Raw genomic sequence first — 19,751 nt, forward strand, 5'->3', positions numbered from 1 at the left:
CGGTACTGGAGAAAGAAAGCATGAGCAACTGGTTAGTAGACAAACTGATCCCTTCGATCATGCGTTCCGAGGTGAAGAAAAGCTCGGTGCCTGAAGGTCTTTGGCACAAGTGCCCATCCTGCGAGGCGGTGCTCTATCGTCCGGAGTTGGAAAAGACCCTGGATGTTTGCCCCAAGTGCAACCACCACATGCGCATCGGTGCGCGTGCCCGTATCGATATCTTCCTCGACGCCGAAGGCCGTGCCGAACTGGGCGCTGACCTGGAGCCAGTGGACCGTCTGAAGTTCCGCGACGGCAAGAAGTACAAGGACCGCCTGACCGCTGCGCAGAAGCAGACCGGCGAGAAAGATGCGCTGATCTCCATGAGTGGCACCCTGCTGGGCATGCCGGCGGTGGTCTCGGCTTTCGAATTTTCCTTCATGGGGGGCTCCATGGGCGCCATCGTCGGCGAGCGTTTCGTGCGCGCCGCCAACTACGCCCTGGAAAATCGCTGCCCGATGATCTGCTTCTCCGCCTCCGGTGGTGCGCGGATGCAGGAAGCCCTGATTTCTCTGATGCAGATGGCCAAGACCTCCGCGGTACTGGCGCGCCTGCGTGAAGAAGGCATCCCGTTCATCTCCGTGTTGACCGACCCGGTCTACGGTGGCGTTTCCGCCAGCCTGGCGATGCTGGGCGACGTGATCGTCGCCGAGCCAAAAGCCCTGGTGGGCTTCGCCGGTCCTCGAGTGATCGAGCAGACCGTGCGGGAAAAACTGCCTGAAGGTTTCCAGCGCAGTGAGTTCCTGCTGGAGCATGGTGCGATCGACATGATCATCTCCCGTCAGGAACTGCGTCCGCGCCTGGGCAACCTGCTGGCCCAGCTGATGGGCCTGCCGACGCCGGAATTCGTCGCGGCTCCGGTCGAGCCGATCGTGGTGCCGCCGGCTCCAGCAAACCTATGACCCAACGTACCCTGGGCGAGTGGCTCGCCTACCTCGAGCAGTTGCACCCCTCGGCCATTGACATGGGGCTGGCGCGCTCGCAGCAGGTAGCGTCCCAGATGGGGCTGGGCAAGCCGGCGCCCCGGGTGGTCACGGTAACCGGTACCAATGGCAAGGGCTCTACCTGCGCCTTTGTCGCTTCTCTGCTGCGGGCCCAGGGCTTGCAGGTGGGGGTCTACAGTTCGCCGCACCTGCTGCGCTATAACGAGCGGGTGCAGATCAATGGCGTCGAGGCCACTGACGAGCAGTTGTGCGAGGCCTTTGCTGCGGTAGAGGCGGGGCGCGGCGAAGTCACCCTGACTTACTTCGAGATGGGCACTCTGGCAGCGTTCTGGCTGTTTCAGCAGGCGGCGCTGGATGCCGTGGTCCTGGAGGTGGGGTTGGGTGGCCGTCTGGATACGGTCAATCTGGTGGATGCCGACCTGGCGCTGGTGACCAGTATTGGTGTCGATCACATCGAATACCTGGGCGATTCCCGCGAATCCGTGGCCTTCGAGAAGGCCGGGATCTTTCGTCCTGGCGCTCCGGCGCTATGTGGCGACCTGGATCCGCCGCAACCCTTGCTGGACAAGGCGCGGGAGCTGGGCTGCCCGTTTTTCCTGCGGGGGCGGGACTTTGATCTCGGGGTCACTGACCAGCATTGGCAGTGGCGTGGCCTGGATGCCCAGGGCAAGCCGGTCGAGCTGCAAGACCTGCCATTGCTGGATCTGCCTATGGAAAATGCCGCTCTGGCGTTGCAGGCCTATCTGCTCACCGGTTTGCCATGGCAGCCGGAGCGGATCAGCACGGCCTTGCGCCAGGCCCGGGTTACCGGGCGTCTGGATCGCCGGCAGGTCGACTGGCAGGGCAAGCGCCTGAACCTGCTGCTGGACGTCGGTCACAACCCCCATGCCGCCCAGTACCTGGCTGAGCGCCTGGCGCGCCGGCCAGTGCCGGGCAAGCGTCTGGCGGTGTTCGGGCTGCTGGCGGACAAGGATCTGGAGGGCGTGATTGGCTGCCTGAAAGGGGCGGTCCGGCACTGGGCGGTAGCGCCTCTGGATACGCCGCGGGCGCGCCCGGTGGAGGATTTGCAGCAGGCTCTGGAGAACCTTGGTGCTCCGGTAGCGTCCTATTCCAGTGTGGCTGCCGCGCTGGAAGCGCAATGCGCGCAAGCCACTGCAGATGACGAAATTCTGCTGTTCGGTTCTTTTTATTGTGTTGCCGAGGCGCTTGAGTGGCTCGCCCGGCGCTCCACGGAGGAAGCTGCACATGGCAATGCTGGATAACGTCTACAAGCAGCGAATGGTCGGAGCACTGGTGTTGGTGGCCTTGGCGGTGATCTTTCTGCCAATGCTGTTCTCGCGCGAGGATGAGCAGCGTCATGTGACGGTGGATGTGCCGTCTGCGCCGCAAGCTGCGGCCATGCCGCAGGTCCAGGTCGAGCCGGTGGTTGTGCCTGAGCCTCAGGTACTGCCCGAGGGCTCTGTGCCAGCTGACGAGCACGAGCCTGTGGTGCAACAAGCGCCATCGACCCCGATCGCGCCGGCCCCGGTGGTGGCTCCTGCTCCGACCGTGGCCAGCAAGCCTGCGCCTGTGGCCAAGCCCGCGCCAGCACCGGCTCCGGTTCCGCCGCAACCAGTGGCCAGTGCCAAGCCCGATACCAGCCAGAGCCGGGTCGATGCCAATGGCTTGTCCGTCAGTTGGTCGGTGCAACTGGCCAGTCTGTCGAGCCGTGAAAGCGCGGAAAACCTGCAGAAAACCCTGCGCAGCCAGGGTTATAACGCCTATATCCGTTCCGCCGAAGGCAAGAACCGGGTATTTGTCGGGCCGCTGATCGAGCGCGCCGAAGCTGATCGCCTGCGCGACCTGCTGGGGCGTCAGCATAATCTCAAGGGCTTCGTGGTGCGCTTCCAGCCAGAGCGTGGCTAAGGCTATCCGCTTGATTTTAAAAGCACAGTGAATCGCAGCTTACCGACAGCCAAGCGCTCTGTTAAAATGCGCCGCCTTATCCGTCTGTAGGCTGCACTGTGCCATTTACCTGGGTTGACTGGGCGATCGTTGCAATAATCGCCATCTCCGCTTTGATCAGCTTGAGCCGCGGTTTCGTCAAAGAAGCCTTGTCGTTGCTTACCTGGATCATCGCAGGAGTCGTTGCCTGGATGTTTGGTGGCTCACTGTCCGAGTACCTCGGCGGTTATATCGAAACTCCCTCGGCTCGCGTGATCGCGGGCTGCGCAATCATGTTTGTCGCCACCTTGCTGGTGGGGGCAATGGTCAACTATCTCATCGGCGAGTTGATTCGCGTCACCGGCCTCTCCGGGACCGATCGATTCCTCGGCATGGCCTTCGGCGCTGCGCGTGGCGCGCTGCTGGTGGTCGTGGCGATCGGGCTCCTGAGCCTGGGGCCGGTACAGCAGGATTCCTGGTGGCAACAGTCGCGACTGGTGCCACAATTTCTATTGGTTGCAGACTGGTCCAAGAACCTCATATTGGGGTGGAGCAGTCAGTGGCTGGCCAGCGGTATCAGCGTACCCGCTGAAATACCGTTCAAGGAGCACCTCTTACCGGCCAAAACGCCTCAGTAAGATGGGTTCAGTTCAGTTTCATTAAGTAGGGGTTGCGTCGCATGTGTGGCATCGTCGGTATCGTCGGTAAGTCGAACGTCAATCAGGCGCTGTATGACGCGCTAACCGTCCTCCAGCACCGCGGCCAGGACGCTGCCGGTATCGTGACCAGCCATGATGGCCGGTTATTCCTGCGCAAGGACAACGGCCTGGTGCGTGATGTGTTCCAGCAGCGGCACATGCAGCGCCTGGTGGGCCACATGGGCATCGGCCATGTCCGCTATCCAACCGCGGGTAGCTCGACCTCGGCCGAGGCTCAGCCGTTCTACGTCAACTCGCCTTACGGCATCACCCTGGCGCACAACGGCAACCTGACCAATGTGGAGCAGTTGGCCAAGGAGATCTACGAGTCCGACCTGCGCCATGTCAACACCAACTCCGACTCTGAAGTGCTGCTCAACGTGTTTGCCCACGAGCTGGCCCAGCGTGGCAAGTTGCAGCCTACCGAGGAAGACGTGTTTGCCGCTGTCACCGACGTGCACAACCGTTGCGTGGGTGGCTACGCGGTGGTGGCCATGATCACCGGCTACGGCATTGTCGGTTTCCGTGACCCCCACGGTATTCGTCCGATCGTCTTCGGCCAGCGTCATACCGACGAAGGCGTGGAATACATGATCGCCTCGGAAAGCGTTTCCCTGGATGTGCTGGGTTTCACCCTGATTCGCGACCTGGCTCCGGGCGAAGCGGTCTACATCACTGAAGAGGGCAAGCTCTACACCCGCCAGTGCGCCACCAACCCGCAACTCACGCCGTGCATCTTCGAGCACGTCTATCTGGCCCGCCCGGATTCGATCATTGATGGCGTCTCGGTGTACAAGGCGCGCCTGCGCATGGGTGAGAAGCTGGCAGAGAAGATCCTGCGCGAGCGCCCTGAGCACGATATCGACGTGGTGATCCCGATTCCGGATACCAGCCGCACTGCGGCGCTGGAGCTGGCGAACCACCTGGGGGTCAAGTTCCGCGAAGGTTTCGTCAAGAACCGTTACATCGGCCGTACCTTCATCATGCCGGGCCAGGCGGCGCGGAAGAAATCCGTACGCCAGAAGCTCAATGCGATCGAACTGGAGTTTCGCGGCAAGAACGTGATGCTGGTGGACGACTCCATCGTCCGTGGCACCACCTGCAAGCAGATTATCCAGATGGCCCGTGAAGCGGGCGCGAAGAACGTCTACTTCTGCTCGGCTGCACCTGCCGTGCGTTACCCGAACGTGTATGGCATCGACATGCCGAGCGCCCACGAGTTGATCGCCCACAATCGTTCGACCCAGGACGTGGCAGACCTGATCGGCGCCGACTGGCTGATCTACCAGGACTTGCCGGACCTGATCGAGGCGGTCGGTGGTGGCAAGATCAAGATCGAGAACTTCGACTGCGCGGTGTTCGACGGCAAGTACGTTACCGGCGACGTCGACGAGGCCTACCTGAACAAGATCGAGAACGCTCGTAACGATGCGTCCAAGGCCAAGACCCAGGCGGTCAGCGCCATCATCGATCTGTACAACAACTGATCCGAGCATTTTAAGAAGACATTAGGAGTAGGCGGCATGAGTCAGGATTGGGATGCCGGTCGGCTGGACAGCGACCTTGAAGGCGTAGCGTTCGATACCCTGGCGGTGCGCGCCGGCCAACACCGCTCGCCGGAAGGCGAGCACGGTGACCCGATGTTCTTCACCTCCAGCTATGTGTTCCGCACGGCCGCCGATGCGGCGGCGCGGTTTGCTGGCGAAGTGCCGGGCAACGTCTATTCGCGTTACACCAACCCCACGGTGCGTTCCTTCGAAGAGCGCATCGCGGCGCTGGAAGGGGCTGAGCAGGCTGTGGCGACCGCCACTGGCATGGCGGCCATTCTCTCTGTGGTCATGAGCCTGTGCAGCTCCGGCGATCATGTGCTGGTGTCGCGCAGTGTGTTCGGCTCCACCATCAGCCTGTTCGAGAAGTACTTCAAGCGCTTTGGTGTTGAAGTCGATTACGTGCCCCTGGCGGACCTGTCCGGCTGGGATGCGGCGATCAAGAGCAATACCAGGCTGCTGTTCGTCGAGTCGCCCTCCAATCCGCTGGCCGAGCTGGTGGATATCGCCGCGTTGGCGGAGGTGGCCCATGCCAAGGGCGCAATGCTGGTGGTAGATAACTGTTTCTGCACTCCGGCCTTGCAGCAGCCGTTGAGGCTGGGGGCGGACGTGGTGGTGCATTCGGCGACCAAGTTCATCGACGGCCAGGGTCGTTGCATGGGCGGCGTGGTGGCCGGGCGCAGCGAGCAGATGAAAGAAGTGGTGGGTTTCCTGCGTACCGCGGGGCCTACCCTGAGCCCGTTCAACGCCTGGATCTTCCTCAAGGGCCTGGAAACCCTCAACCTGCGGATGCGTGCTCATTGTGCCAATGCCCTGGCCCTGGCTGAGTGGCTGGAGCAGCAGGATGGCGTCGAGAAGGTGCACTACGCAGGCCTTGCCAGCCATCCGCAGCACGAACTGGCCAAGCGTCAGCAGCGTGGTTTTGGCGCGGTGGTGAGTTTTGAGGTCAAGGGCGGCAAAGAGGGCGCCTGGCGCTTTATCGATGCCACGCGACTGATCTCCATTACCGCCAACCTCGGCGACAGCAAAACCACCATCACCCATCCGAGCACCACGTCCCACGGGCGCCTGGCGCCTCAGGAGCGTGAAGCGGCAGGCATTCGCGACAGCCTGATCCGCATCGCGGTGGGGCTGGAGGACGTGGTCGACCTGCAAGCCGACCTGGCTCGCGGCCTGGCAGCCTTGTGATCGAGTTGTCCACGCCCCAGGGCGGCGGCAACGGGCGTGTCGCGCTGGTGACCGGCGCGGCTCGGGGTATCGGCCTGGGTATCGCTGCCTGGCTGATCAGTGAAGGCTGGCAGGTGGTGTTGACCGACCTCGATCGTGAGCGTGGCTCCAAGGTGGCCAAGGTGCTGGGTGAAAGTGCCTGGTTCATCACCATGGACGTGGCCGATGAAGTGCAAGTGGCCCAGGGGGTGGCTGAGGTGCTGGGGCAGTTCGGGCGCCTCGACGCCCTGGTCTGCAATGCCGCTGTAGCCGACCCGCACAACATCACCCTGGAAAGCCTGGATCTGGCCTACTGGAATCGGGTCATGGCGGTGAACCTGGGCGGGCCGATGCTGCTGGCCAAGCACTGTGCGCCGTATTTGCGCGCCCATGGCGGCGCCATCGTCAATCTGGCTTCTACCCGCGCCAGGCAATCGGAGCCTGACAGCGAAGCCTACGCGGCGAGCAAGGGGGGGCTGCTGGCCTTGACTCATGCCCTGGCGATCAGCCTGGGGCCGGAGATTCGGGTCAATGCGGTAAGCCCCGGCTGGATCGATGCCCGGGATCCTGCGGTGCGTCGCGCAGAGCCGTTATCCGATGCCGATCATGCCCAGCATCCAGCAGGCAGGGTAGGGACGGTGGAAGATGTGGCCTCCATGGTGGCCTGGCTGCTGTCCCGCAATTCGGGCTTTGTCACCGGCCAGGAATTCGTGGTGGACGGTGGCATGACCAAGAAAATGATTTATCAGGAATAAGGGTGGTAGCGAGTTTGTGGCTGCAAGCCCAAGAGGAGCGCCTCTGGCGCTTGGTGCGAAGTTTCTGCTTGCTGCTGTTTTTGAAAAAAACTTCAAGCCTGCTATTGACTTAGCTTCGTTACCTGCGTAAATTTTGCGGCCTCAGCGAAGCAAAGGGTGATTAGCTCAGCCGGGAGAGCGTCTGCCTTACAAGCAGAATGTCGGCGGTTCGATCCCGTCATCACCCACCATTCCCTGAGTCTCTTTTGCAAGAAAGAGGGAAGCTTCCAAGGAAGCCTCCAACCGACGCGCAGCGGTAGTTCAGTCGGTTAGAATACCGGCCTGTCACGCCGGGGGTCGCGGGTTCGAGTCCCGTCCGCTGCGCCATATTTTCCAAGTCGGGTTCGTCTGGCTTGAGATTGAGGAAGCCTCGAATCTCTTCAATCAGATGATTTAAACGGTTCACATGGACGCAAGTCCAAGCGATACGCAGCGGTAGTTCAGTCGGTTAGAATACCGGCCTGTCACGCCGGGGGTCGCGGGTTCGAGTCCCGTCCGCTGCGCCATATCAGCCTCAAGGATCACTGAACGCCTTGAAGCAACGAGACAAGCCAACAGTTTGTTTCGCATCGATAGCAAAGACCCTGGTCGCAAGACCGGGGTTTTTTGTTTTCGGGGTTCGCTCTTTGGCAGCGTCTTTTGCTTGCTGCTGATCGAACACAAAAAACCGCCTGCTCGGCGGTTTTTTTGTGCTTGCAAGGAGGTTCGGCTTTCAGAAGCCGAGCTTGTCCCGAAGGCTGTAGTACCAAGCGCCCAGGGCAGTGAATGGCGTGCGCAGCAACTGGCCGCCGGGGAAGGGGTAGTGAGGCAGGTCGGCAAAGGCGTCAAAGCGCTCAGTCTGGCCGCGCAGGGCCTCCGCCAGGACTTTCCCGGCCAGGTGGGTGTAGGTCACGCCGTGGCCGCTGCAGCCCTGGGAGTAGTAGATATTGTCCCCCAGGCGCCCAACCTGGGGCAGGCGCGACAGCGTCAGCAGGAAGTTGCCGGTCCAGGCGTAATCGATTTTCACGTTCTGCAGTTGCGGGAAGGCCTTGAGCATCTTCGGTCGGATGATGGCCTCGATGTTCGCCGGGTCGCGGGCGCCATACACCACGCCGCCACCGAAAATCAGGCGCTTGTCGCCGGAGAGGCGGTAGTAGTCCAGCAGGTAGTTGCAGTCTTCGACGCAGTAATCCTGGGGCAACAGGCTGGCCGCCAGCTCATCGCTCAGGGGCTCGGTGGTGATGACCTGGGTTCCGCAAGGCATGGACTTGGCTGCCAGCTCCGGAACCAGATTGCCCAGGTAGGCATTGCCGGCAACGATGATGAATTTGGCGCGGACCTTTCCTTGGGGCGTGTGGACCACTGGATTGGCGCCGCGCTCGATGCGGATTGCCGGGGACTGCTCATAGAGGGTGCCGCCCAGCGACTCCACGGCAGCCGCTTCACCCAGTGCCAGGTTCAGTGGATGGATGTGGCCGCCGCTCATGTCGAGCATGCCGCCCTTGTATTGATCGCAGGCCACGATTTCGCGGATACGCCGCTCATCCAGCAATTCCAGCTGGGTGTGGCCGTAGCGCTCCCACAGGCGCTTCTGCGACTCCAGATGACCCATCTGCTTGCTGGTCAGCGCTGCGAATACACCGCCGTCCTTCAGATCGCACTGGATCTGGTATTTGGCCACCCGTTCACGAATGATCCGGCCACCCTCAAAGGCCATCTGCCCCAGCAGTTGTGCCTGCTTGGGGCCGACGCTGCGTTCGATCATGTCGATATCGCGGCTGTAGCTGTTGACGATCTGCCCGCCATTGCGCCCTGAAGCGCCAAAGCCGACCTTGGCGGCCTCCAGTACGGTCACACGAAAGCCGTTTTCCAGGAGGAACAGGGCGCTGGACAGGCCGGTATAACCCGCACCGATCACGCAGACATCGGTTTCAATCTCGCCTTGGAGCATCGGACGTTCCGGAGCCGCATTGGCCGATGCCGCGTAATAGGACTGTGGGTAGGGAATGTTCGCCATCCTGCGACCTCATGTGTTTAATATATTTTACGAGTGCGCCGATGCTACCTGAGTTGCAAATGAGCTGCCAGACAGAAGAAAAAACTTCTTCATCCCGCGAAAATTAAAAAATTCGCATATTCATAGGCTTAGCTGCAAAAAAGGTGTTGACACCCCTTTGGAATTCCGTAGAATGCCGCCTCACAGCAGGCACGTAGCTCAGTTGGTTAGAGCACCACCTTGACATGGTGGGGGTCGTTGGTTCGAGTCCAATCGCGCCTACCAAACAAAATCCGCTCTGCTGGGCGGTCAAGAAGGGGTTCACCGAAAGGTGAGCCCCTTTTTTGTTGTCTTGAGTTTGGGCAAACTTTGGGAATACTTTGGGCAAACAGCTCGAGTCATCAAAGGATGGAAGCGCACAATGCAAAACTCCCCAGCGCCAAGAATCGAACTCGAAAAGGCACTCAAGTCGATTGAGGAAATGGAGCACGCCAAAAGCCTTGATGACTTTGAGGAGGCATGGAAGGCTTATTTATTTCGCATTGAACGATCCTTCAATAAGGCTCAAGCGCACTTCAAGAAAAGCCCAAAGTGGGATGCTTGGTGGGGGAAGTACAAGAGGTTGCGCTCAAGCGATGAGCTATTAGCATATTTGATCAATGCGCGGGGTGCGGAAGAGCACTCAGTTGAGGAGATCGTTGGGCGTGATGGCGGGGGAATTGGCATCAATCCTGCGCACGGAAACTCGCTTTATATAGAGAGCCTGACGACAGATGCCTTCGGCAACATCCAAATTCGATCACCTCAAGCAATCAAAATAGACTTCATTCCTGAAAAAACGAAGCTACTCCCTGTGCTAAACAGAGGGAGGACGTACCCCACTCCGCACATGCATCTAGGCAAGCCAATTGACGCTAGTGATGTTTGCGGGGTTGCTAGGTTGGCTCACAACTTTTATTCGAGCTTTCTACTTGAAGCTGAGCTGTATTTCGTAAAATGACTAAGCATTAAGGTCAGCCTTTACTTTCATGTAAACAATGGCTTCATCACCATGGCCAGATTGGTAGTGCTCAGTCATTTTGACGTCCGCGTGACCCATCAGCCCTTGGATGTATTCCTGCGGAAAACCCTGTTGCTCGTACAGCCAAGCTCCCAACGCCCGAATCTCGTGAAAGGTGGGGCGCTCGCCTGCCGGTACGTCCTTGTATGCCTCGGAATCATCCCGCGCTTGGGCGAATGACTTGGTCAGGTAATCAGGTGTCACGGCGTTCCAGTGGAGCTTGGCGTCGAGCTGCGATCGCTTGCGGGCCTTCGGCGAGTAGTGGATCAGGTAAGGGCACACGACGGGCGACCGCATGCACTCCGCGACCACCTCGCGCAGCGCCGGGCCCATGGCAATCTCCAAGTGCACCGGCTTCCCGTAGTTCTGCGTCTTTCCGGGCGACACCTTGATGATGTTCTGCTCGAGGTCAACGGCCGACTTCGGCCACATCACGATATCCTCCCGACGCTGAAGACTCAGCAAGCCCAGTCGGATCGCGCGCTTCAGCCAGACCGGCGTCCCCACGTAATTCAAAATTGTGTTCAAGCCTTCGACCGTGTGGCGCTGGCGCTTCTTCTCGGCCTCTTTCTTGACCAGTGTCAGCTCGGCCGAGTTGCGTTCGCACAGGCCCTTTGCCACGGCGAAGGCGAAGATCTGTACGAGCAACCCGCGATGCTTGGTGTAGGCATTGTTCTCGAAGCCGTCCAGATATTCGGCCACGGTCAGCACGTCGAGCTGCCCCATCATCAAATCGCCCAGGTCATCCCGGTACCGAGCCAACTTGAATTTGATTTCCTTCAACGTCCGTTCGGCATAGTTCCGGGTGCCCAGCCATTCCTTTTCGAAACGATCGAGGCACGCGCTGAACTTCGGCGCGGCCTCGCCGGTGAGCATTGCCAGCAGTGCGCCGTCGTCGGCCAGCAGGGGTAGCAACTTCGCGTTGGCGGCGTTGGCCAGCTTGATGGCCTCCGCCATCGGCTTGTTGATGCTGGTCTTCTTGCCGGTGACCGGGTTCTTGTACTGCCAGTACTTGCCATTTGGATACAGGTTCGCTGGCAGGGCCCTGTTCTTTGCCGTCCTGGCGCGCGGAGGAGCCATCAGCTCACCTCCATCATCTTGGCCAGCAGCGGGTCATTCGACCCCATTACCGCTGCTTGCACATCGACGAAATACATCCCGCCTTTTACTTCTCCAATCACTTCGCCTTCCTCAATCCATTTTTTCAACTGCTGCAGGCTCGGCTTCCCGCCGACGTACCGCAACTTTCTGTACTCACCGGCCTCCATGAGGCGCGGCAGCTTGACCGTTACCTGGGCCAGGACTTTTGCCATGATGATGCTCCGCGCCGCGCTTGGCGGCAGAAGGTGGGTTAGGGCTTGGCGGGGAACCATTCGGTGTCGTATTCGAACTGGGTAACCAGCTCCGGGGTCAGGCTCGGCAGCTGGCGCTCGAATACCAGATAGCCGAACGGCTTTTCGATCCAGTCCGGCGCGGCCTTCATGAATTCGCCCTTGTAGATCCGCAGCAGGTGATCAACTGCTTTCTCGAAGTCCTCTTCGCGGTAATTCCCCTCGCAGATGGTGCCGTTGCTTACCCGCCACACGGTGCGTTTTGGCTGGGCCTCGGCAGCCTTGATCTTCTCGGCCATTTGGTCACGGGCGTAGCGCATCTGGTCCAGGGTTAGGGTGGCGACCCAGGCATCGGTCCCGATGCTCTGGGTGTGGCCGTATTCGCATTTGATTTCGGGCATAGGGATTCCTCGCCCGCCATCGCCGGCAGGCTCCGATTGTTGAGTGGGGTGTTTAGGGTTTGTCTTATCGCCGCCGGCATTGCGCCGTGGCACTGTCTCTGTGTTCGCCCGGTCTATGTCTTGCCTACTGCCGGCTGACTGCTCCCGGGCCGGGCGGACTCCTGTTTGGCCTTCCGACTCAGGTGCTCGCATTCAGCGGCCAGCGCCAGAAGGTTCCGCGTAGTCGGTTTGAAGCCTTCAGTGTTTGGGAAGAACTGGTGCTGGTGCCCCTCGGGATATGCTTCGAACGGACCATGCCACGGCCAGTTCATTGCCCAGTCGGCCCAGCAGGTGTAAGCGTCCTGGCCTTCGCCCCAGTAGTCCAACCCGCCGCCGACGCTCAGGACGTGCCGTACACTCGAACGTTGTTCATATGCCAGTTCTGACGGCTCATCATCACGCCATGCCTTCCCGTAAAGCCCTGGGTAAAGACCTACCAGGCGCTTGCTTAGCTTCTTCTCGACGCGAGCTTTCATGGCCTTGGCTCCTTGTAGCCGCTGCTGATGCGGTCAGCGATCCCCTCCAGGCTTTCAGCCATTCCCCACATGTCGTTGTTGTCGCGACGGGATACGACCTTGCAACGGGCAACGTTGCGGCCGATCAAGATCCATGCAGCCAGCCTAATCAACCAGGCCTCGGCCTTTCTGCGAAAGAACCTATTCATGGCCTTGGCCCCGTGTAGATGTTCCATGCGAGGTAGAGCAGGGCGGGGAGGATCATGGCTGCACCTCGACTTCAACATGCTGAATATCCTCGATCTCGCCCAGGTCTTCCTCGTCGATCTGGCCGCCGGCGAGGTCGGGTAAGCGCTGCAGTTGGTCGATCTCGTCCTCATCCATTTCGGTCATGACCTTGCGGAACTTCACCACTGCATAGCCAGTGAGAATCACTGTTCGGCTCATGGCTGCACCTCCCGACGCGCCCACCAGCAGACCGGGCCGTCGTCAGTGTCGTGGATGGCCAGGCAGAACCAGCCATCGCCTTCAGGCTTGCTCGGCTCCCAGTAACCGCAGTGCGGCTCATCGGACTGGAAGTAGCGATCTGCGATCTCTTCCGGTGCGTCGTTCTCCAGACTGATCATGACGAGCTGCAGGCCATGCTGTGCGACCCAGGCCTTGCACTTCTCGCCGTCGCCCTCGTCGAAGTCGGGCAGTTGGGGGTGCTGGAACATTCCGTATTCGTCGCGCACGACCGGCGCTGGTTGGATCAGTTTGATTTCTTCAGGCATGACTTCGTCCTTGGCCGCTATAGCGGCTGACTTGAATGTGGGGGTCGGGGGGTGGTGGCAACTTGCCTTGATTGAGCGGGCTAAGCTGACAGGTGTAAAAAGCCGTTCAACTTTGTTCCAGTAAAGGAGCTGATGTGCCGCACAGCATGGATACTCCGATTGCATACGAGCACCGTGGATATACGGTTTTCATCAAGTTTGAATGGGAGCGGCCGAACGACGAAGCTCCTGCAGCTGCGCGAGTCATCCAGGTGGGCGACGTTGCGGGCCTTGGAGATGTTGCAGCAGAGCTTCAGGGCCCATGGGAGAGCTACCAAGCTGCTCTGGAGGAAGCTATTGCTGCAGCTGAGCGCTGGATCAACAGCCAGTTGCCGTAGGGTTACTGCTGGGGAGGGTTGAGGCGCGCTGCTTCGATCATGGCGTCACATTCGCGCCATTTCGGAGAGAACGGACCGCACACTGCGCAGTTTGAGCGAGGATAAGGCTTTCCCTCGGCAGCCAGTTTCTGCCGGCAAAAGGGCTCAGACAGCACCACCGCAACCGGCGCAGCGGCCAAGCCATTAACCGCAGCCTCATACTGAAGCGGGTCTACGTTCGGATAGCGCTCGATGATCATTTGGCGGCGTTCTTGTTCTGCAACCGGCGCGGTCTGCTTCTTCAGCTTCATCAGCGCATCGGTGACGTTGCCAAAGCCCATGTCGCGGGCCAACTGCCAAACCTCGTCGTACAGCTCGGCCTTGTACTTGTCACTCGTTGAGCTGATAGGTTCGGGCTGCTCGGCTGGGCGGGTGTAGAGCGGCACCACTCGAAAGTCTGCGTCATCCGTGTACTTGAATAGCCGCTCCTTGTTGCGCAGCGTGAAATAGAAGTCCCCGTTATCCGTCCAGTAGATATCCCAAGCCACCGGCTCACCCTGACCCTGCTCGGCAGGCTTGGCGAGAAGGGCGCGCAGCTCTTTGCGTGCACGCTCCTGGGTTATGCGCAGGCCATCCAGAAGATCAACAGCGAGGTCACGCGGCACGCTGATCAAGTTACTCATGGCTCGCGCCCTCGGTGGCTTTGTCCAGGGCGGCGCGGGCTTGCTCTTCCTTTACAAGCTCAAACTGCTCGCCCACCTCATCGCAGCGGCAATCAACTACGTTCGTTTCTCCGACTGGCTGGCATTTGCAAAAGCACTCGCACAGCTTTTCGAACAGCTGTTCTTCCATGTGCTCGATCACTTCATCGCGGGTCACAGTGACTATGTGACGCTCGCCGGTCTGCGGGTGTTCATAGACAAAGGCGAACTGCGATTGCGTTTCACCAGGGCATGGCTTGGCCGGTCCTGCGCTGGCGGATAGGGCAGCGAGCTTCTGCCTGTACTCGACCTGATCGTCAAAGCTGACGATGCCGCGATTAATCATTTCCAGGCCCTGCTGCAGTAGCGCATCCCGCTCGGCCAGTTGGACGCGATAGACCGAGCAGTTGGCCAGGGCATTTTGCAGCTTCTCGGCAACAAGCATCTTGAGCCGGCGCTGCCTCTCAACGTCGGTGCGCAGCCTCTCGTTCTCCTTCTCCAGCCTCTGCGCCTCCTCGAACCAGTCCCGGCGCGACAATTCGCGCTCGTTGTTCTCTGTTGCTGCGTCGTCCAGGGCCTGATCCTGGGCGTTGAGATCTGACTGAAGGGCAGCTATTCGCTGCTCCAGGTGTTGGGTTTCTGTGGGCATGGGGCGTCCTATCCGGGCCATGCCCGGGTGGCTGGTGCTACGATGGCGCCTTCCTCAAGTGAGCGGGCCCATGACAAAGCACGATATTTATGATGAGCACGAAGGCTTTCAGCTCTGGAACTACATGGAGTGCGAGAAGGACGAGGAAGGCCGGGAGACCTGGCGGATCAGCGTCGAAGTGAAGCGGGGCGGTGAAGTGGTGGTGCCAGTTGTTGCGGGTGATCGCACCTACGTTGACCGTGGCCTGGCGCAGGTTGCTGGCCGAGAGTTGGGTGCCAATCTAGTAGCGGGAAGAGGGTAGCCGATTATGAATTTTGCGCCAGAGCCTGGAACACTTGGAGCCGCGACACCTGCAGAGTACTGGAGCCGAATTGCTATCGGTATAGCTTTTCTGCTGACGGCCTGCCTTCTAGCATTTGCTGCATACTCCGGAATGCTCAAGCCTGACAGCGAGCCGGCAGGAACTTGGTTCGCTAGATCAGGCGCCCTGATAACCGTTCTCTCGATCTTCTCTGAGCAAGTTCTTGCGGGGGTAATACCAAGACTTAATTCGTCAATTCAGATGCATGTAAGAAAGCTAGTTTGGTGCCGAAGGGCTGCATTCTGCGCAATCATTTTTGGAACGGCTGTATGGGGATATGGCGACTTACTTTTCTGATAGCGAGTCACAGCATTCACTGAGCGCATGACAAAAAATCGGAGAGTTACAGCAATACTTCGCCGGTATCGATCTTGCGGAGTTCGAGCACTTCGATCTTCTGCGTGCCGTCTGTGATCACCCAGCAGGGCAGCTCAAGGTTTCGAAAGGTGCCGTGGTAGTTCCGGTACGCGCCGAGTGCGGCCTTGCGGAAGGAATCAGCCACAACCTTGCCGATCGGCATCGGACTGCCCCCCCCCCAGTAGGCTCAGCTCGAAAACAGATGTGTTGGAGATGCGTTTCTCAGCTGCGCGGATGGTGCCCGGGGAAAGCTGGAACTCCCGGGCTACCTCGATCACACGCTTGTAGATCAGGGCATCATGGATCTGCTGGTCGCGGGCGCCGTTACGCAGGCCCGCGTAGATGACTGCTTGCATAGGTTTCCTCCGGGCAGCCGATGGCCGTGGCCTGGCTGGCGTGATCGATGGGGTAGGGTGGGCTCTGGCGGGTCAGGCGGCTTTGCGAATCGGTACGGCGCGGAGGTGCTCTTTCTCATCGGCATCGCCCAGGTAGGGCTTGAGTTCGGCACGGGTGTACTTGCCGGCCTGGTTCGTGTCGTTGGTGTAACCGCTGTAGCCGGGCCCGAAGTAGGCGCCGCCGTGCCGATCAGTCCAGATCATGAAGAGCGACTCACTGGGCGGAAACAGGATGTTCTTCAGCACCTCGGCACGCTTGAAGTCCAGCTTCTTCGCGGCCTGAGACATCAGCGACTCCAGCCTGCTGCGGCGCCGAGCCTGATTTGCTTTAACCCGGGGATGCTCAGGTGGAGTTGTATAGAGCTTGCGGCAACACTCATTTGTGTAGCTGAATGGCCCGGTGACCACCCACCACATGTTGTTGATGTTGTAGAGCGCTGTGCCCCGCTGCCAGCGGCCTTCGTAGTCGGTAAACCAGACTGTCTGTCCATGCTCCAGCATCTTGCCGTCCGCTGACTTAACGTTGCTGACCATCCATGAACCGGACTTGTATTTTTCCCAATCCACGCCCTTGAAGTGCGGGCTGCCCTCGTAGTGGAGCTGGATGCGCTGCATGGCAGTGAGGTGGCCTGGCCCTACCTTGCGCTCATGCTTGCGCATCCACTCTTCGTCGAAGTAGTAGCCGCTGAACACGTTGCAGAGGTAGCTGCGGATCCGCCGCCGAGTGCGCTCCATCTCCAGGCGCAGGAGGTACGGCATGTGTTTTTCCTTGTCGCTCTGGTATCGGCCGTCGTGGTCGGGGCGATCAGGTGCGTTTACGTTCTGGAACATCTGGAAAGTGATCGTAGCCCCGCAAAGCTCCAGGTCGGCTTTCAGGTCGCCCTTGCTGCACACACGCTTGTTGCGACGGAAGTTCTCCGAGATACCGTACTGGTCGCGCTTGTCGCGCTCGCGAGGCTCTGGCATCGCGCAGGTCCAGCCCAGGCGGTTGAGCGTCTGCACGATGCGCTTCAACACCTGGTTGCGGTACTCACGCTCCCAGGCTTTTTCTTGGTCCCAAGGCTGACGGCCAGGGTGAGGTTCACGGATAACGATATCGGCGTCGCCGAAAATGATGCTGGCGCTACGTTCGATCTGCGGCATTGGTTTTTCTCCATGCGTGCGCCGCCCTCCGTGGCCGGATTTGGTGGCGTGAAGTTGGTTTGTGGTCTATCTCTTGATGGCCCGGCATGGAGCCGGATCAAGGAGATGCAATGAAACTCAATGACGAATTCAAGCCAAAATGCCCAAACTGCAAGTTAGAAGTGGCGAACTTCGGTGCAACTAAGGTGATTGTCGATCGCGCAGACAAACCCGTCACATTTCTGTCCTGTGTGGGTTGCGGTCATGTTATTGGAGCATTCCCAGAAAACTCGCATCAGAAATCTGCCTTGGGAGCCAAGGCAGTAACACCCAAGTCACCTTGCTGTGGCTCCGAGAAATTCGTCGCTTACCTCGACCGATATAGCTCCGGCCTAGTTGAACAGCCTGCGCTGATCCTTTGCGGAGAGTGCGAGAAAACAGTAACCGCGACCCTTGCAGCGGCTTCTGTTTGGACTGATTTTTAAGCTATCTTCGCCCATCCGTTACAGGATGAGGCGAGTGGGAACGCGCGGGCCTTTCGATTTCGTCGTCAGGCTCTGGTGGGTCTTCGGCGAGCGACTTCATTCCGGCCGCCCTTAGGAGTCGTGACACCTTTTCGCTAACAACAATAGGTGTCGTGACACAGCGCAGCATCGTTGCCTGAGCCTCAAGGTCTGCACCGATGAGGTTGATTAGCAGTCGCTGGTGGACGTCCTGCTGGTTGTTGATGCCGTGGGCCTTCATGACCTTCTTGAGGTCACGCTTGAACACACCGGCTACCTCAATCGTGAATTTCTCGATGCCAAAGGCGACGTTCCTGGCCGCTTCCTTCTCGCGCTTCCTGCGCTGCTTGATGGCTTCCGCCGTCGGCTGTTGTTCTTCCTCGGCCATGGCCGCTCTCTCCAACTTCATGTGCTGAGACCTCTCAAGGAAGGTTCCAGCCCTGAATGTTCACCTTCTTGCCGTCTGCGCGTGCTTCCAGCATCTGGGCGAGGTTGATCGCCGCCTTCCAGCTGAAGCGAAAGCCCTTCACGAGACCAGTCTCGATCTCGATTACTTGGTAGGCATCAACACCCTTGTTCACGACCTGGTAGCGCACCGCCCGTTCTGGGGCCGGCTTATTGATCATCCCGTAGAAAGTGGCGGTGGCTACGCTTGCGCGGATGCGCAGGGCGTTCATGCCGTCAATACGAGCTTGCATGGCTGGGTGCATGGGTAGTTCCTCGGTGGGAATCAGGTAGGGGTTAAACGTGGTACTCGATGGATTGAGCTTTGCGCACGATCCGAACTGATGCCGTTCGGCGCTCCGGGGCTCGGCGGTCGCGGCGCATTGGATCGTCGCCGCCGATCACTGCGTGCATTGCGATCAGGCCGGCAAGAGCGATGCACAGCGGGCTGATGATTTGCCTCCGCATTGCCTCTGCGACCAATGCCGCCCGGCGAGGCACGTCGAGCTTGAACATGGCTGCAGCGATGCGTTTCTCTACGCCGCCTTCACTGATGCCGAAGCGGCGAGCAATCTGCTTTGAGGTCATGCCCTGGGCGACATCTAGGACGCATTCCAGCTCACGCGGTGCGAGCCCGCATCCAAGCCTGCCCATCCAGGGGCCGCTAGTGATCGTTTCCATGATCTATCTCGGTTGAGCGCCGTCCAGGGCTTTGCGCAGCTCAAGGACAAGCGCTGTTGGAATTGTGAGGCTGCGACTGTCTTCGTCGATGGCGTCGAGCGATGCAATCAACTTGCACGAGGCTTCATGAACAGCCTCAAGGCGCGGCTTAGGGATTGAAGGGCCTTTCATGGTTCCGGCGGTGACGCGCTTCTTGCCGCTGGCCTTGGCTTTCTCAAGTTCGGCGCCGAGCACCTGGCCGGCACTGTCGCCGTGATCTCGAACGACCTGAGCCGCCGTGGTGGCTGATACGTGCCCAGCGGCAACCAGGTTCTGTACATCGGTGTTCGCATTGCCGACCGTGAGCACTTGCTCTACGTGCTGCCTGGTCTTGCCGACTTTCTTCGCGATCTGCTCAGGCGACCACCCGAAAGCCCGAAGGCGCTTGTAGCCCTCGGCGAGCTCAAGAGGGGAGAGCTTCTCGTTCTCCTGACTTGAGATGATCCGTGCAACTCGATCGGCATCGCTGCCTTCGAACATCCGAACATCAACCCAGTATTCGAGAACCTTCGGATCGTCCTTGCTGGGAAGTCGTGGGAGGCGACCGCTCTGGTCAAGCTTGAGCAGCGCACGACGGCGCCGATGACCATCAACAACCCACACACCGCCATCAGCGCGGGGCCTGATCTCAAGCGGTGGGATGACGCCGCCATCTGCGATGAACTCGGCCAAGGCTGAAATGCTGGCCTCCAGCGCCTCGCCCTCGGTGCGAAGGTTGAATCCGGGCTCTTCGTGAAGATCTTCAAGCCGCACCTTGATTGCATCAGCGCGGCGAACCTCGCCGGCCGCGATCATCTGCCTGATTGATTTGGTCATGGTGAATTCTCCGGTTGTCATCCCAAGCAGCCCTCGCGAGAAGGCTGCTCAGTGATGCTTTCCAGTCGGGGCCCGCTACTGGCGTCGGCCTCCGGCTATCTTCTGGTTGTTGATTCCGACCACGACCCCTGTCCGCCGGAAA

At 59.8% G+C, this 19,751-nt stretch carries 29 protein-coding genes and 4 tRNA genes; 15 read left to right on the top strand and 18 right to left on the bottom strand.

The genetic code is table 11. The annotated features are described in order from the left end of the window. Positions 1–20 precede the first annotated feature (20 nt). The 10 genes from accD (at position 21) to ABCR88_RS11045 (ending at position 7,657) form a co-directional block, all read left to right on the top strand. On the top strand, positions 21–941 hold the full coding sequence (accD, locus tag ABCR88_RS11000; protein ID WP_350404535.1) for an acetyl-CoA carboxylase, carboxyltransferase subunit beta: 921 nt from the start codon (positions 21–23) through the stop codon (positions 939–941). After that, positions 938–2,245 (top strand): bifunctional tetrahydrofolate synthase/dihydrofolate synthase, encoded by a 1,308-nt coding sequence (gene folC, locus ABCR88_RS11005; RefSeq protein ID WP_350404536.1) that lies wholly within the window; start codon positions 938–940, stop codon positions 2,243–2,245. Before accD ends, folC begins: the two co-directional genes overlap by 4 nt. Continuing rightward, the gene (locus tag ABCR88_RS11010; protein ID WP_350404537.1) at positions 2,229–2,888 is read left to right on the top strand and encodes an SPOR domain-containing protein; all 660 of its coding nucleotides are present in this window, start codon (positions 2,229–2,231) and stop codon (positions 2,886–2,888) included. Before folC ends, ABCR88_RS11010 begins: the two co-directional genes overlap by 17 nt. Before the next feature lie 98 nt (positions 2,889–2,986). Next, complete coding sequence (locus ABCR88_RS11015; RefSeq protein ID WP_019094938.1) at positions 2,987–3,544, top strand: CvpA family protein; 558 nt, start codon at positions 2,987–2,989, stop codon at positions 3,542–3,544. 41 nt (positions 3,545–3,585) lie between these two features. Next, on the top strand, positions 3,586–5,091 hold the full coding sequence (gene purF / locus ABCR88_RS11020; RefSeq protein ID WP_011060388.1) for an amidophosphoribosyltransferase: 1,506 nt from the start codon (positions 3,586–3,588) through the stop codon (positions 5,089–5,091). A 36-nt stretch (positions 5,092–5,127) separates the two neighbouring features. After that, positions 5,128–6,339 (top strand): O-succinylhomoserine sulfhydrylase, encoded by a 1,212-nt coding sequence (locus ABCR88_RS11025; protein ID WP_041117027.1) that lies wholly within the window; start codon positions 5,128–5,130, stop codon positions 6,337–6,339. Continuing rightward, positions 6,336–7,112 (top strand): SDR family oxidoreductase, encoded by a 777-nt coding sequence (locus ABCR88_RS11030; RefSeq protein WP_041117029.1) that lies wholly within the window; start codon positions 6,336–6,338, stop codon positions 7,110–7,112. The genes ABCR88_RS11025 and ABCR88_RS11030 overlap by 4 nt, the downstream gene beginning before the upstream one ends. Before the next feature lie 154 nt (positions 7,113–7,266). Next, positions 7,267–7,342: transfer RNA gene (locus ABCR88_RS11035), tRNA-Val, on the top strand. A gap of 59 nt (positions 7,343–7,401) precedes the next feature. After that, positions 7,402–7,478, top strand: a tRNA-Asp gene (locus ABCR88_RS11040). A gap of 102 nt (positions 7,479–7,580) precedes the next feature. Beyond that, a tRNA-Asp gene (locus tag ABCR88_RS11045) sits at positions 7,581–7,657 on the top strand. Positions 7,658–7,665: 8 nt separating this feature from the next. Here ABCR88_RS11045 and ABCR88_RS11050 read toward each other — a convergent pair. Together ABCR88_RS11050 and ABCR88_RS11055 are read right to left on the bottom strand one after the other, a co-directional pair. Next, positions 7,666–7,812, bottom strand: a complete 147-nt coding sequence (locus tag ABCR88_RS11050; RefSeq protein ID WP_350404538.1) for a hypothetical protein — start codon at positions 7,810–7,812, stop codon at positions 7,666–7,668. A 51-nt stretch (positions 7,813–7,863) separates the two neighbouring features. Further along, positions 7,864–9,147, bottom strand: coding sequence for an FAD-binding oxidoreductase (locus tag ABCR88_RS11055; protein ID WP_350404539.1), 1,284 nt, complete (start codon positions 9,145–9,147; stop codon positions 7,864–7,866). A gap of 187 nt (positions 9,148–9,334) precedes the next feature. Here ABCR88_RS11055 and ABCR88_RS11060 point away from each other — a divergent pair. Both ABCR88_RS11060 and ABCR88_RS11065 read left to right on the top strand, forming a co-directional pair. Then, positions 9,335–9,411, top strand: a tRNA-Val gene (locus ABCR88_RS11060). Positions 9,412–9,547: 136 nt separating this feature from the next. Further along, entirely contained in the window at positions 9,548–10,126 is a 579-nt protein-coding gene (locus ABCR88_RS11065) for a hypothetical protein (RefSeq protein ID WP_058434895.1), read from the top strand. Here the strand turns inward: ABCR88_RS11065 and ABCR88_RS11070 are convergent, their stop codons facing one another. The 7 genes from ABCR88_RS11070 to ABCR88_RS11100 form a co-directional block, all read right to left on the bottom strand. Then, positions 10,127–11,266 (bottom strand): tyrosine-type recombinase/integrase, encoded by a 1,140-nt coding sequence (locus ABCR88_RS11070; RefSeq protein WP_058434894.1) that lies wholly within the window; start codon positions 11,264–11,266, stop codon positions 10,127–10,129. It abuts the gene before it with no gap. After that, positions 11,266–11,499 (bottom strand): hypothetical protein, encoded by a 234-nt coding sequence (locus ABCR88_RS11075; RefSeq protein ID WP_232644183.1) that lies wholly within the window; start codon positions 11,497–11,499, stop codon positions 11,266–11,268. The genes ABCR88_RS11070 and ABCR88_RS11075 overlap by 1 nt, the downstream gene beginning before the upstream one ends. 38 nt (positions 11,500–11,537) lie before the next feature. Then, positions 11,538–11,918, bottom strand: a complete 381-nt coding sequence (locus ABCR88_RS11080) for a hypothetical protein (RefSeq protein ID WP_350404540.1) — start codon at positions 11,916–11,918, stop codon at positions 11,538–11,540. Positions 11,919–12,031: 113 nt separating this feature from the next. Beyond that, a complete protein-coding gene (locus tag ABCR88_RS11085; RefSeq protein ID WP_350403431.1) occupies positions 12,032–12,433 on the bottom strand; it encodes a hypothetical protein in 402 nt (133 codons plus the stop codon). Then, entirely contained in the window at positions 12,430–12,621 is a 192-nt protein-coding gene (locus ABCR88_RS11090) for a hypothetical protein (RefSeq protein ID WP_041118615.1), read from the bottom strand. The genes ABCR88_RS11085 and ABCR88_RS11090 overlap by 4 nt, the downstream gene beginning before the upstream one ends. A 52-nt stretch (positions 12,622–12,673) precedes the next feature. Then, positions 12,674–12,859, bottom strand: coding sequence for a hypothetical protein (locus ABCR88_RS11095; RefSeq protein WP_350404541.1), 186 nt, complete (start codon positions 12,857–12,859; stop codon positions 12,674–12,676). After that, positions 12,856–13,185: a hypothetical protein gene (locus ABCR88_RS11100; RefSeq protein ID WP_350403429.1), complete on the bottom strand. Its 330-nt coding sequence runs from the start codon at positions 13,183–13,185 to the stop codon at positions 12,856–12,858. The genes ABCR88_RS11095 and ABCR88_RS11100 overlap by 4 nt, the downstream gene beginning before the upstream one ends. Positions 13,186–13,331: 146 nt before the next feature. Here ABCR88_RS11100 and ABCR88_RS11105 point away from each other — a divergent pair, with 146 nt between their 5' ends. After that, positions 13,332–13,562 carry a hypothetical protein gene (locus ABCR88_RS11105; protein WP_232512052.1) on the top strand — a complete coding sequence of 77 codons (231 nt, stop codon included), beginning with the start codon at positions 13,332–13,334 and terminating at the stop codon, positions 13,560–13,562. Between the two features lie 2 nt (positions 13,563–13,564). On the opposite strand, the gene ABCR88_RS11110 is transcribed toward ABCR88_RS11105, so the two are convergent. Together ABCR88_RS11110 and ABCR88_RS11115 are read right to left on the bottom strand one after the other, a co-directional pair. Then, complete coding sequence (locus tag ABCR88_RS11110; protein WP_350404542.1) at positions 13,565–14,224, bottom strand: hypothetical protein; 660 nt, start codon at positions 14,222–14,224, stop codon at positions 13,565–13,567. After that, positions 14,217–14,891: a hypothetical protein gene (locus tag ABCR88_RS11115; protein ID WP_350404543.1), complete on the bottom strand. Its 675-nt coding sequence runs from the start codon at positions 14,889–14,891 to the stop codon at positions 14,217–14,219. The genes ABCR88_RS11110 and ABCR88_RS11115 overlap by 8 nt, the downstream gene beginning before the upstream one ends. A 70-nt stretch (positions 14,892–14,961) precedes the next feature. Between ABCR88_RS11115 and ABCR88_RS11120 the strand changes: the two genes are divergently transcribed. Further along, positions 14,962–15,192, top strand: coding sequence for a hypothetical protein (locus ABCR88_RS11120; RefSeq protein WP_350404544.1), 231 nt, complete (start codon positions 14,962–14,964; stop codon positions 15,190–15,192). Positions 15,193–15,595: 403 nt separating this feature from the next. Here the strand turns inward: ABCR88_RS11120 and ABCR88_RS11125 are convergent, their stop codons facing one another. From ABCR88_RS11125 to ABCR88_RS11135, 3 genes are all read right to left on the bottom strand, one after another. Next, positions 15,596–15,772, bottom strand: a complete 177-nt coding sequence (locus ABCR88_RS11125; protein WP_350404545.1) for a hypothetical protein — start codon at positions 15,770–15,772, stop codon at positions 15,596–15,598. Beyond that, positions 15,747–15,965, bottom strand: a complete 219-nt coding sequence (locus ABCR88_RS11130) for a hypothetical protein (protein ID WP_350404546.1) — start codon at positions 15,963–15,965, stop codon at positions 15,747–15,749. The genes ABCR88_RS11125 and ABCR88_RS11130 overlap by 26 nt, the downstream gene beginning before the upstream one ends. 72 nt (positions 15,966–16,037) lie before the next feature. Further along, on the bottom strand, positions 16,038–17,147 hold the full coding sequence (locus ABCR88_RS11135; RefSeq protein WP_350404547.1) for a hypothetical protein: 1,110 nt from the start codon (positions 17,145–17,147) through the stop codon (positions 16,038–16,040). A 110-nt stretch (positions 17,148–17,257) separates the two neighbouring features. Between ABCR88_RS11135 and ABCR88_RS11140 the strand changes: the two genes are divergently transcribed. Continuing rightward, positions 17,258–17,611, top strand: a complete 354-nt coding sequence (locus ABCR88_RS11140) for a hypothetical protein (RefSeq protein ID WP_350404548.1) — start codon at positions 17,258–17,260, stop codon at positions 17,609–17,611. 1 nt (position 17,612) lies between these two features. Here ABCR88_RS11140 and ABCR88_RS11145 read toward each other — a convergent pair whose 3' ends face one another. From ABCR88_RS11145 to ABCR88_RS11160, 4 genes are read right to left on the bottom strand one after another with little or no spacing between them, the layout of a single operon-like run. Next, positions 17,613–18,017, bottom strand: a complete 405-nt coding sequence (locus ABCR88_RS11145; RefSeq protein ID WP_350404549.1) for a hypothetical protein — start codon at positions 18,015–18,017, stop codon at positions 17,613–17,615. A 34-nt stretch (positions 18,018–18,051) separates the two neighbouring features. After that, positions 18,052–18,339, bottom strand: a complete 288-nt coding sequence (locus tag ABCR88_RS11150; RefSeq protein WP_350404550.1) for a hypothetical protein — start codon at positions 18,337–18,339, stop codon at positions 18,052–18,054. Between the two features lie 31 nt (positions 18,340–18,370). Beyond that, positions 18,371–18,754, bottom strand: coding sequence for a helix-turn-helix transcriptional regulator (locus ABCR88_RS11155; protein WP_350404551.1), 384 nt, complete (start codon positions 18,752–18,754; stop codon positions 18,371–18,373). 3 nt (positions 18,755–18,757) lie between these two features. Next, positions 18,758–19,609: a ParB N-terminal domain-containing protein gene (locus ABCR88_RS11160; RefSeq protein WP_350404552.1), complete on the bottom strand. Its 852-nt coding sequence runs from the start codon at positions 19,607–19,609 to the stop codon at positions 18,758–18,760. Positions 19,610–19,751: the final 142 nt, after the last annotated feature.

Source organism: Pseudomonas sp. W17 (assembly GCF_040268305.1).
In the GTDB taxonomy this organism is placed as follows: domain Bacteria; phylum Pseudomonadota; class Gammaproteobacteria; order Pseudomonadales; family Pseudomonadaceae; genus Aquipseudomonas; species Aquipseudomonas protegens.

Excerpts from the sequence above, each read along its gene's own strand:
- ABCR88_RS11055 (WP_350404539.1), bottom strand. The coding sequence starts at position 9,147 with ATGGCGAACATTCCCTACCCACAGTCCTATTACGCGGCATCGGCCAAT.
- ABCR88_RS11065 (WP_058434895.1), top strand. The coding sequence starts at position 9,548 with ATGCAAAACTCCCCAGCGCCAAGAATCGAACTCGAAAAGGCACTCAAG.
- ABCR88_RS11110 (WP_350404542.1), bottom strand. The coding sequence starts at position 14,224 with ATGAGTAACTTGATCAGCGTGCCGCGTGACCTCGCTGTTGATCTTCTG.
- ABCR88_RS11120 (WP_350404544.1), top strand. The coding sequence starts at position 14,962 with ATGACAAAGCACGATATTTATGATGAGCACGAAGGCTTTCAGCTCTGG.
- ABCR88_RS11140 (WP_350404548.1), top strand. The coding sequence starts at position 17,258 with ATGAAACTCAATGACGAATTCAAGCCAAAATGCCCAAACTGCAAGTTA.
- ABCR88_RS11100 (WP_350403429.1), bottom strand. The coding sequence starts at position 13,185 with ATGCCTGAAGAAATCAAACTGATCCAACCAGCGCCGGTCGTGCGCGAC.
- ABCR88_RS11135 (WP_350404547.1), bottom strand. The coding sequence starts at position 17,147 with ATGCCGCAGATCGAACGTAGCGCCAGCATCATTTTCGGCGACGCCGAT.
- ABCR88_RS11070 (WP_058434894.1), bottom strand. The coding sequence starts at position 11,266 with ATGGCTCCTCCGCGCGCCAGGACGGCAAAGAACAGGGCCCTGCCAGCG.
- folC (WP_350404536.1), top strand. The coding sequence starts at position 938 with ATGACCCAACGTACCCTGGGCGAGTGGCTCGCCTACCTCGAGCAGTTG.
- ABCR88_RS11085 (WP_350403431.1), bottom strand. The coding sequence starts at position 12,433 with ATGAAAGCTCGCGTCGAGAAGAAGCTAAGCAAGCGCCTGGTAGGTCTT.
- ABCR88_RS11010 (WP_350404537.1), top strand. The coding sequence starts at position 2,229 with ATGGCAATGCTGGATAACGTCTACAAGCAGCGAATGGTCGGAGCACTG.
- purF (WP_011060388.1), top strand. The coding sequence starts at position 3,586 with ATGTGTGGCATCGTCGGTATCGTCGGTAAGTCGAACGTCAATCAGGCG.
- ABCR88_RS11130 (WP_350404546.1), bottom strand. The coding sequence starts at position 15,965 with ATGCAAGCAGTCATCTACGCGGGCCTGCGTAACGGCGCCCGCGACCAG.
- accD (WP_350404535.1), top strand. The coding sequence starts at position 21 with ATGAGCAACTGGTTAGTAGACAAACTGATCCCTTCGATCATGCGTTCC.
- ABCR88_RS11095 (WP_350404541.1), bottom strand. The coding sequence starts at position 12,859 with ATGAGCCGAACAGTGATTCTCACTGGCTATGCAGTGGTGAAGTTCCGC.
- ABCR88_RS11025 (WP_041117027.1), top strand. The coding sequence starts at position 5,128 with ATGAGTCAGGATTGGGATGCCGGTCGGCTGGACAGCGACCTTGAAGGC.
- ABCR88_RS11155 (WP_350404551.1), bottom strand. The coding sequence starts at position 18,754 with ATGGAAACGATCACTAGCGGCCCCTGGATGGGCAGGCTTGGATGCGGG.
- ABCR88_RS11145 (WP_350404549.1), bottom strand. The coding sequence starts at position 18,017 with ATGGCCGAGGAAGAACAACAGCCGACGGCGGAAGCCATCAAGCAGCGC.
- ABCR88_RS11160 (WP_350404552.1), bottom strand. The coding sequence starts at position 19,609 with ATGACCAAATCAATCAGGCAGATGATCGCGGCCGGCGAGGTTCGCCGC.
- ABCR88_RS11115 (WP_350404543.1), bottom strand. The coding sequence starts at position 14,891 with ATGCCCACAGAAACCCAACACCTGGAGCAGCGAATAGCTGCCCTTCAG.
- ABCR88_RS11105 (WP_232512052.1), top strand. The coding sequence starts at position 13,332 with ATGGATACTCCGATTGCATACGAGCACCGTGGATATACGGTTTTCATC.
- ABCR88_RS11075 (WP_232644183.1), bottom strand. The coding sequence starts at position 11,499 with ATGGCAAAAGTCCTGGCCCAGGTAACGGTCAAGCTGCCGCGCCTCATG.
- ABCR88_RS11090 (WP_041118615.1), bottom strand. The coding sequence starts at position 12,621 with ATGAATAGGTTCTTTCGCAGAAAGGCCGAGGCCTGGTTGATTAGGCTG.
- ABCR88_RS11080 (WP_350404540.1), bottom strand. The coding sequence starts at position 11,918 with ATGCCCGAAATCAAATGCGAATACGGCCACACCCAGAGCATCGGGACC.
- ABCR88_RS11150 (WP_350404550.1), bottom strand. The coding sequence starts at position 18,339 with ATGCACCCAGCCATGCAAGCTCGTATTGACGGCATGAACGCCCTGCGC.
- ABCR88_RS11125 (WP_350404545.1), bottom strand. The coding sequence starts at position 15,772 with ATGCCGATCGGCAAGGTTGTGGCTGATTCCTTCCGCAAGGCCGCACTC.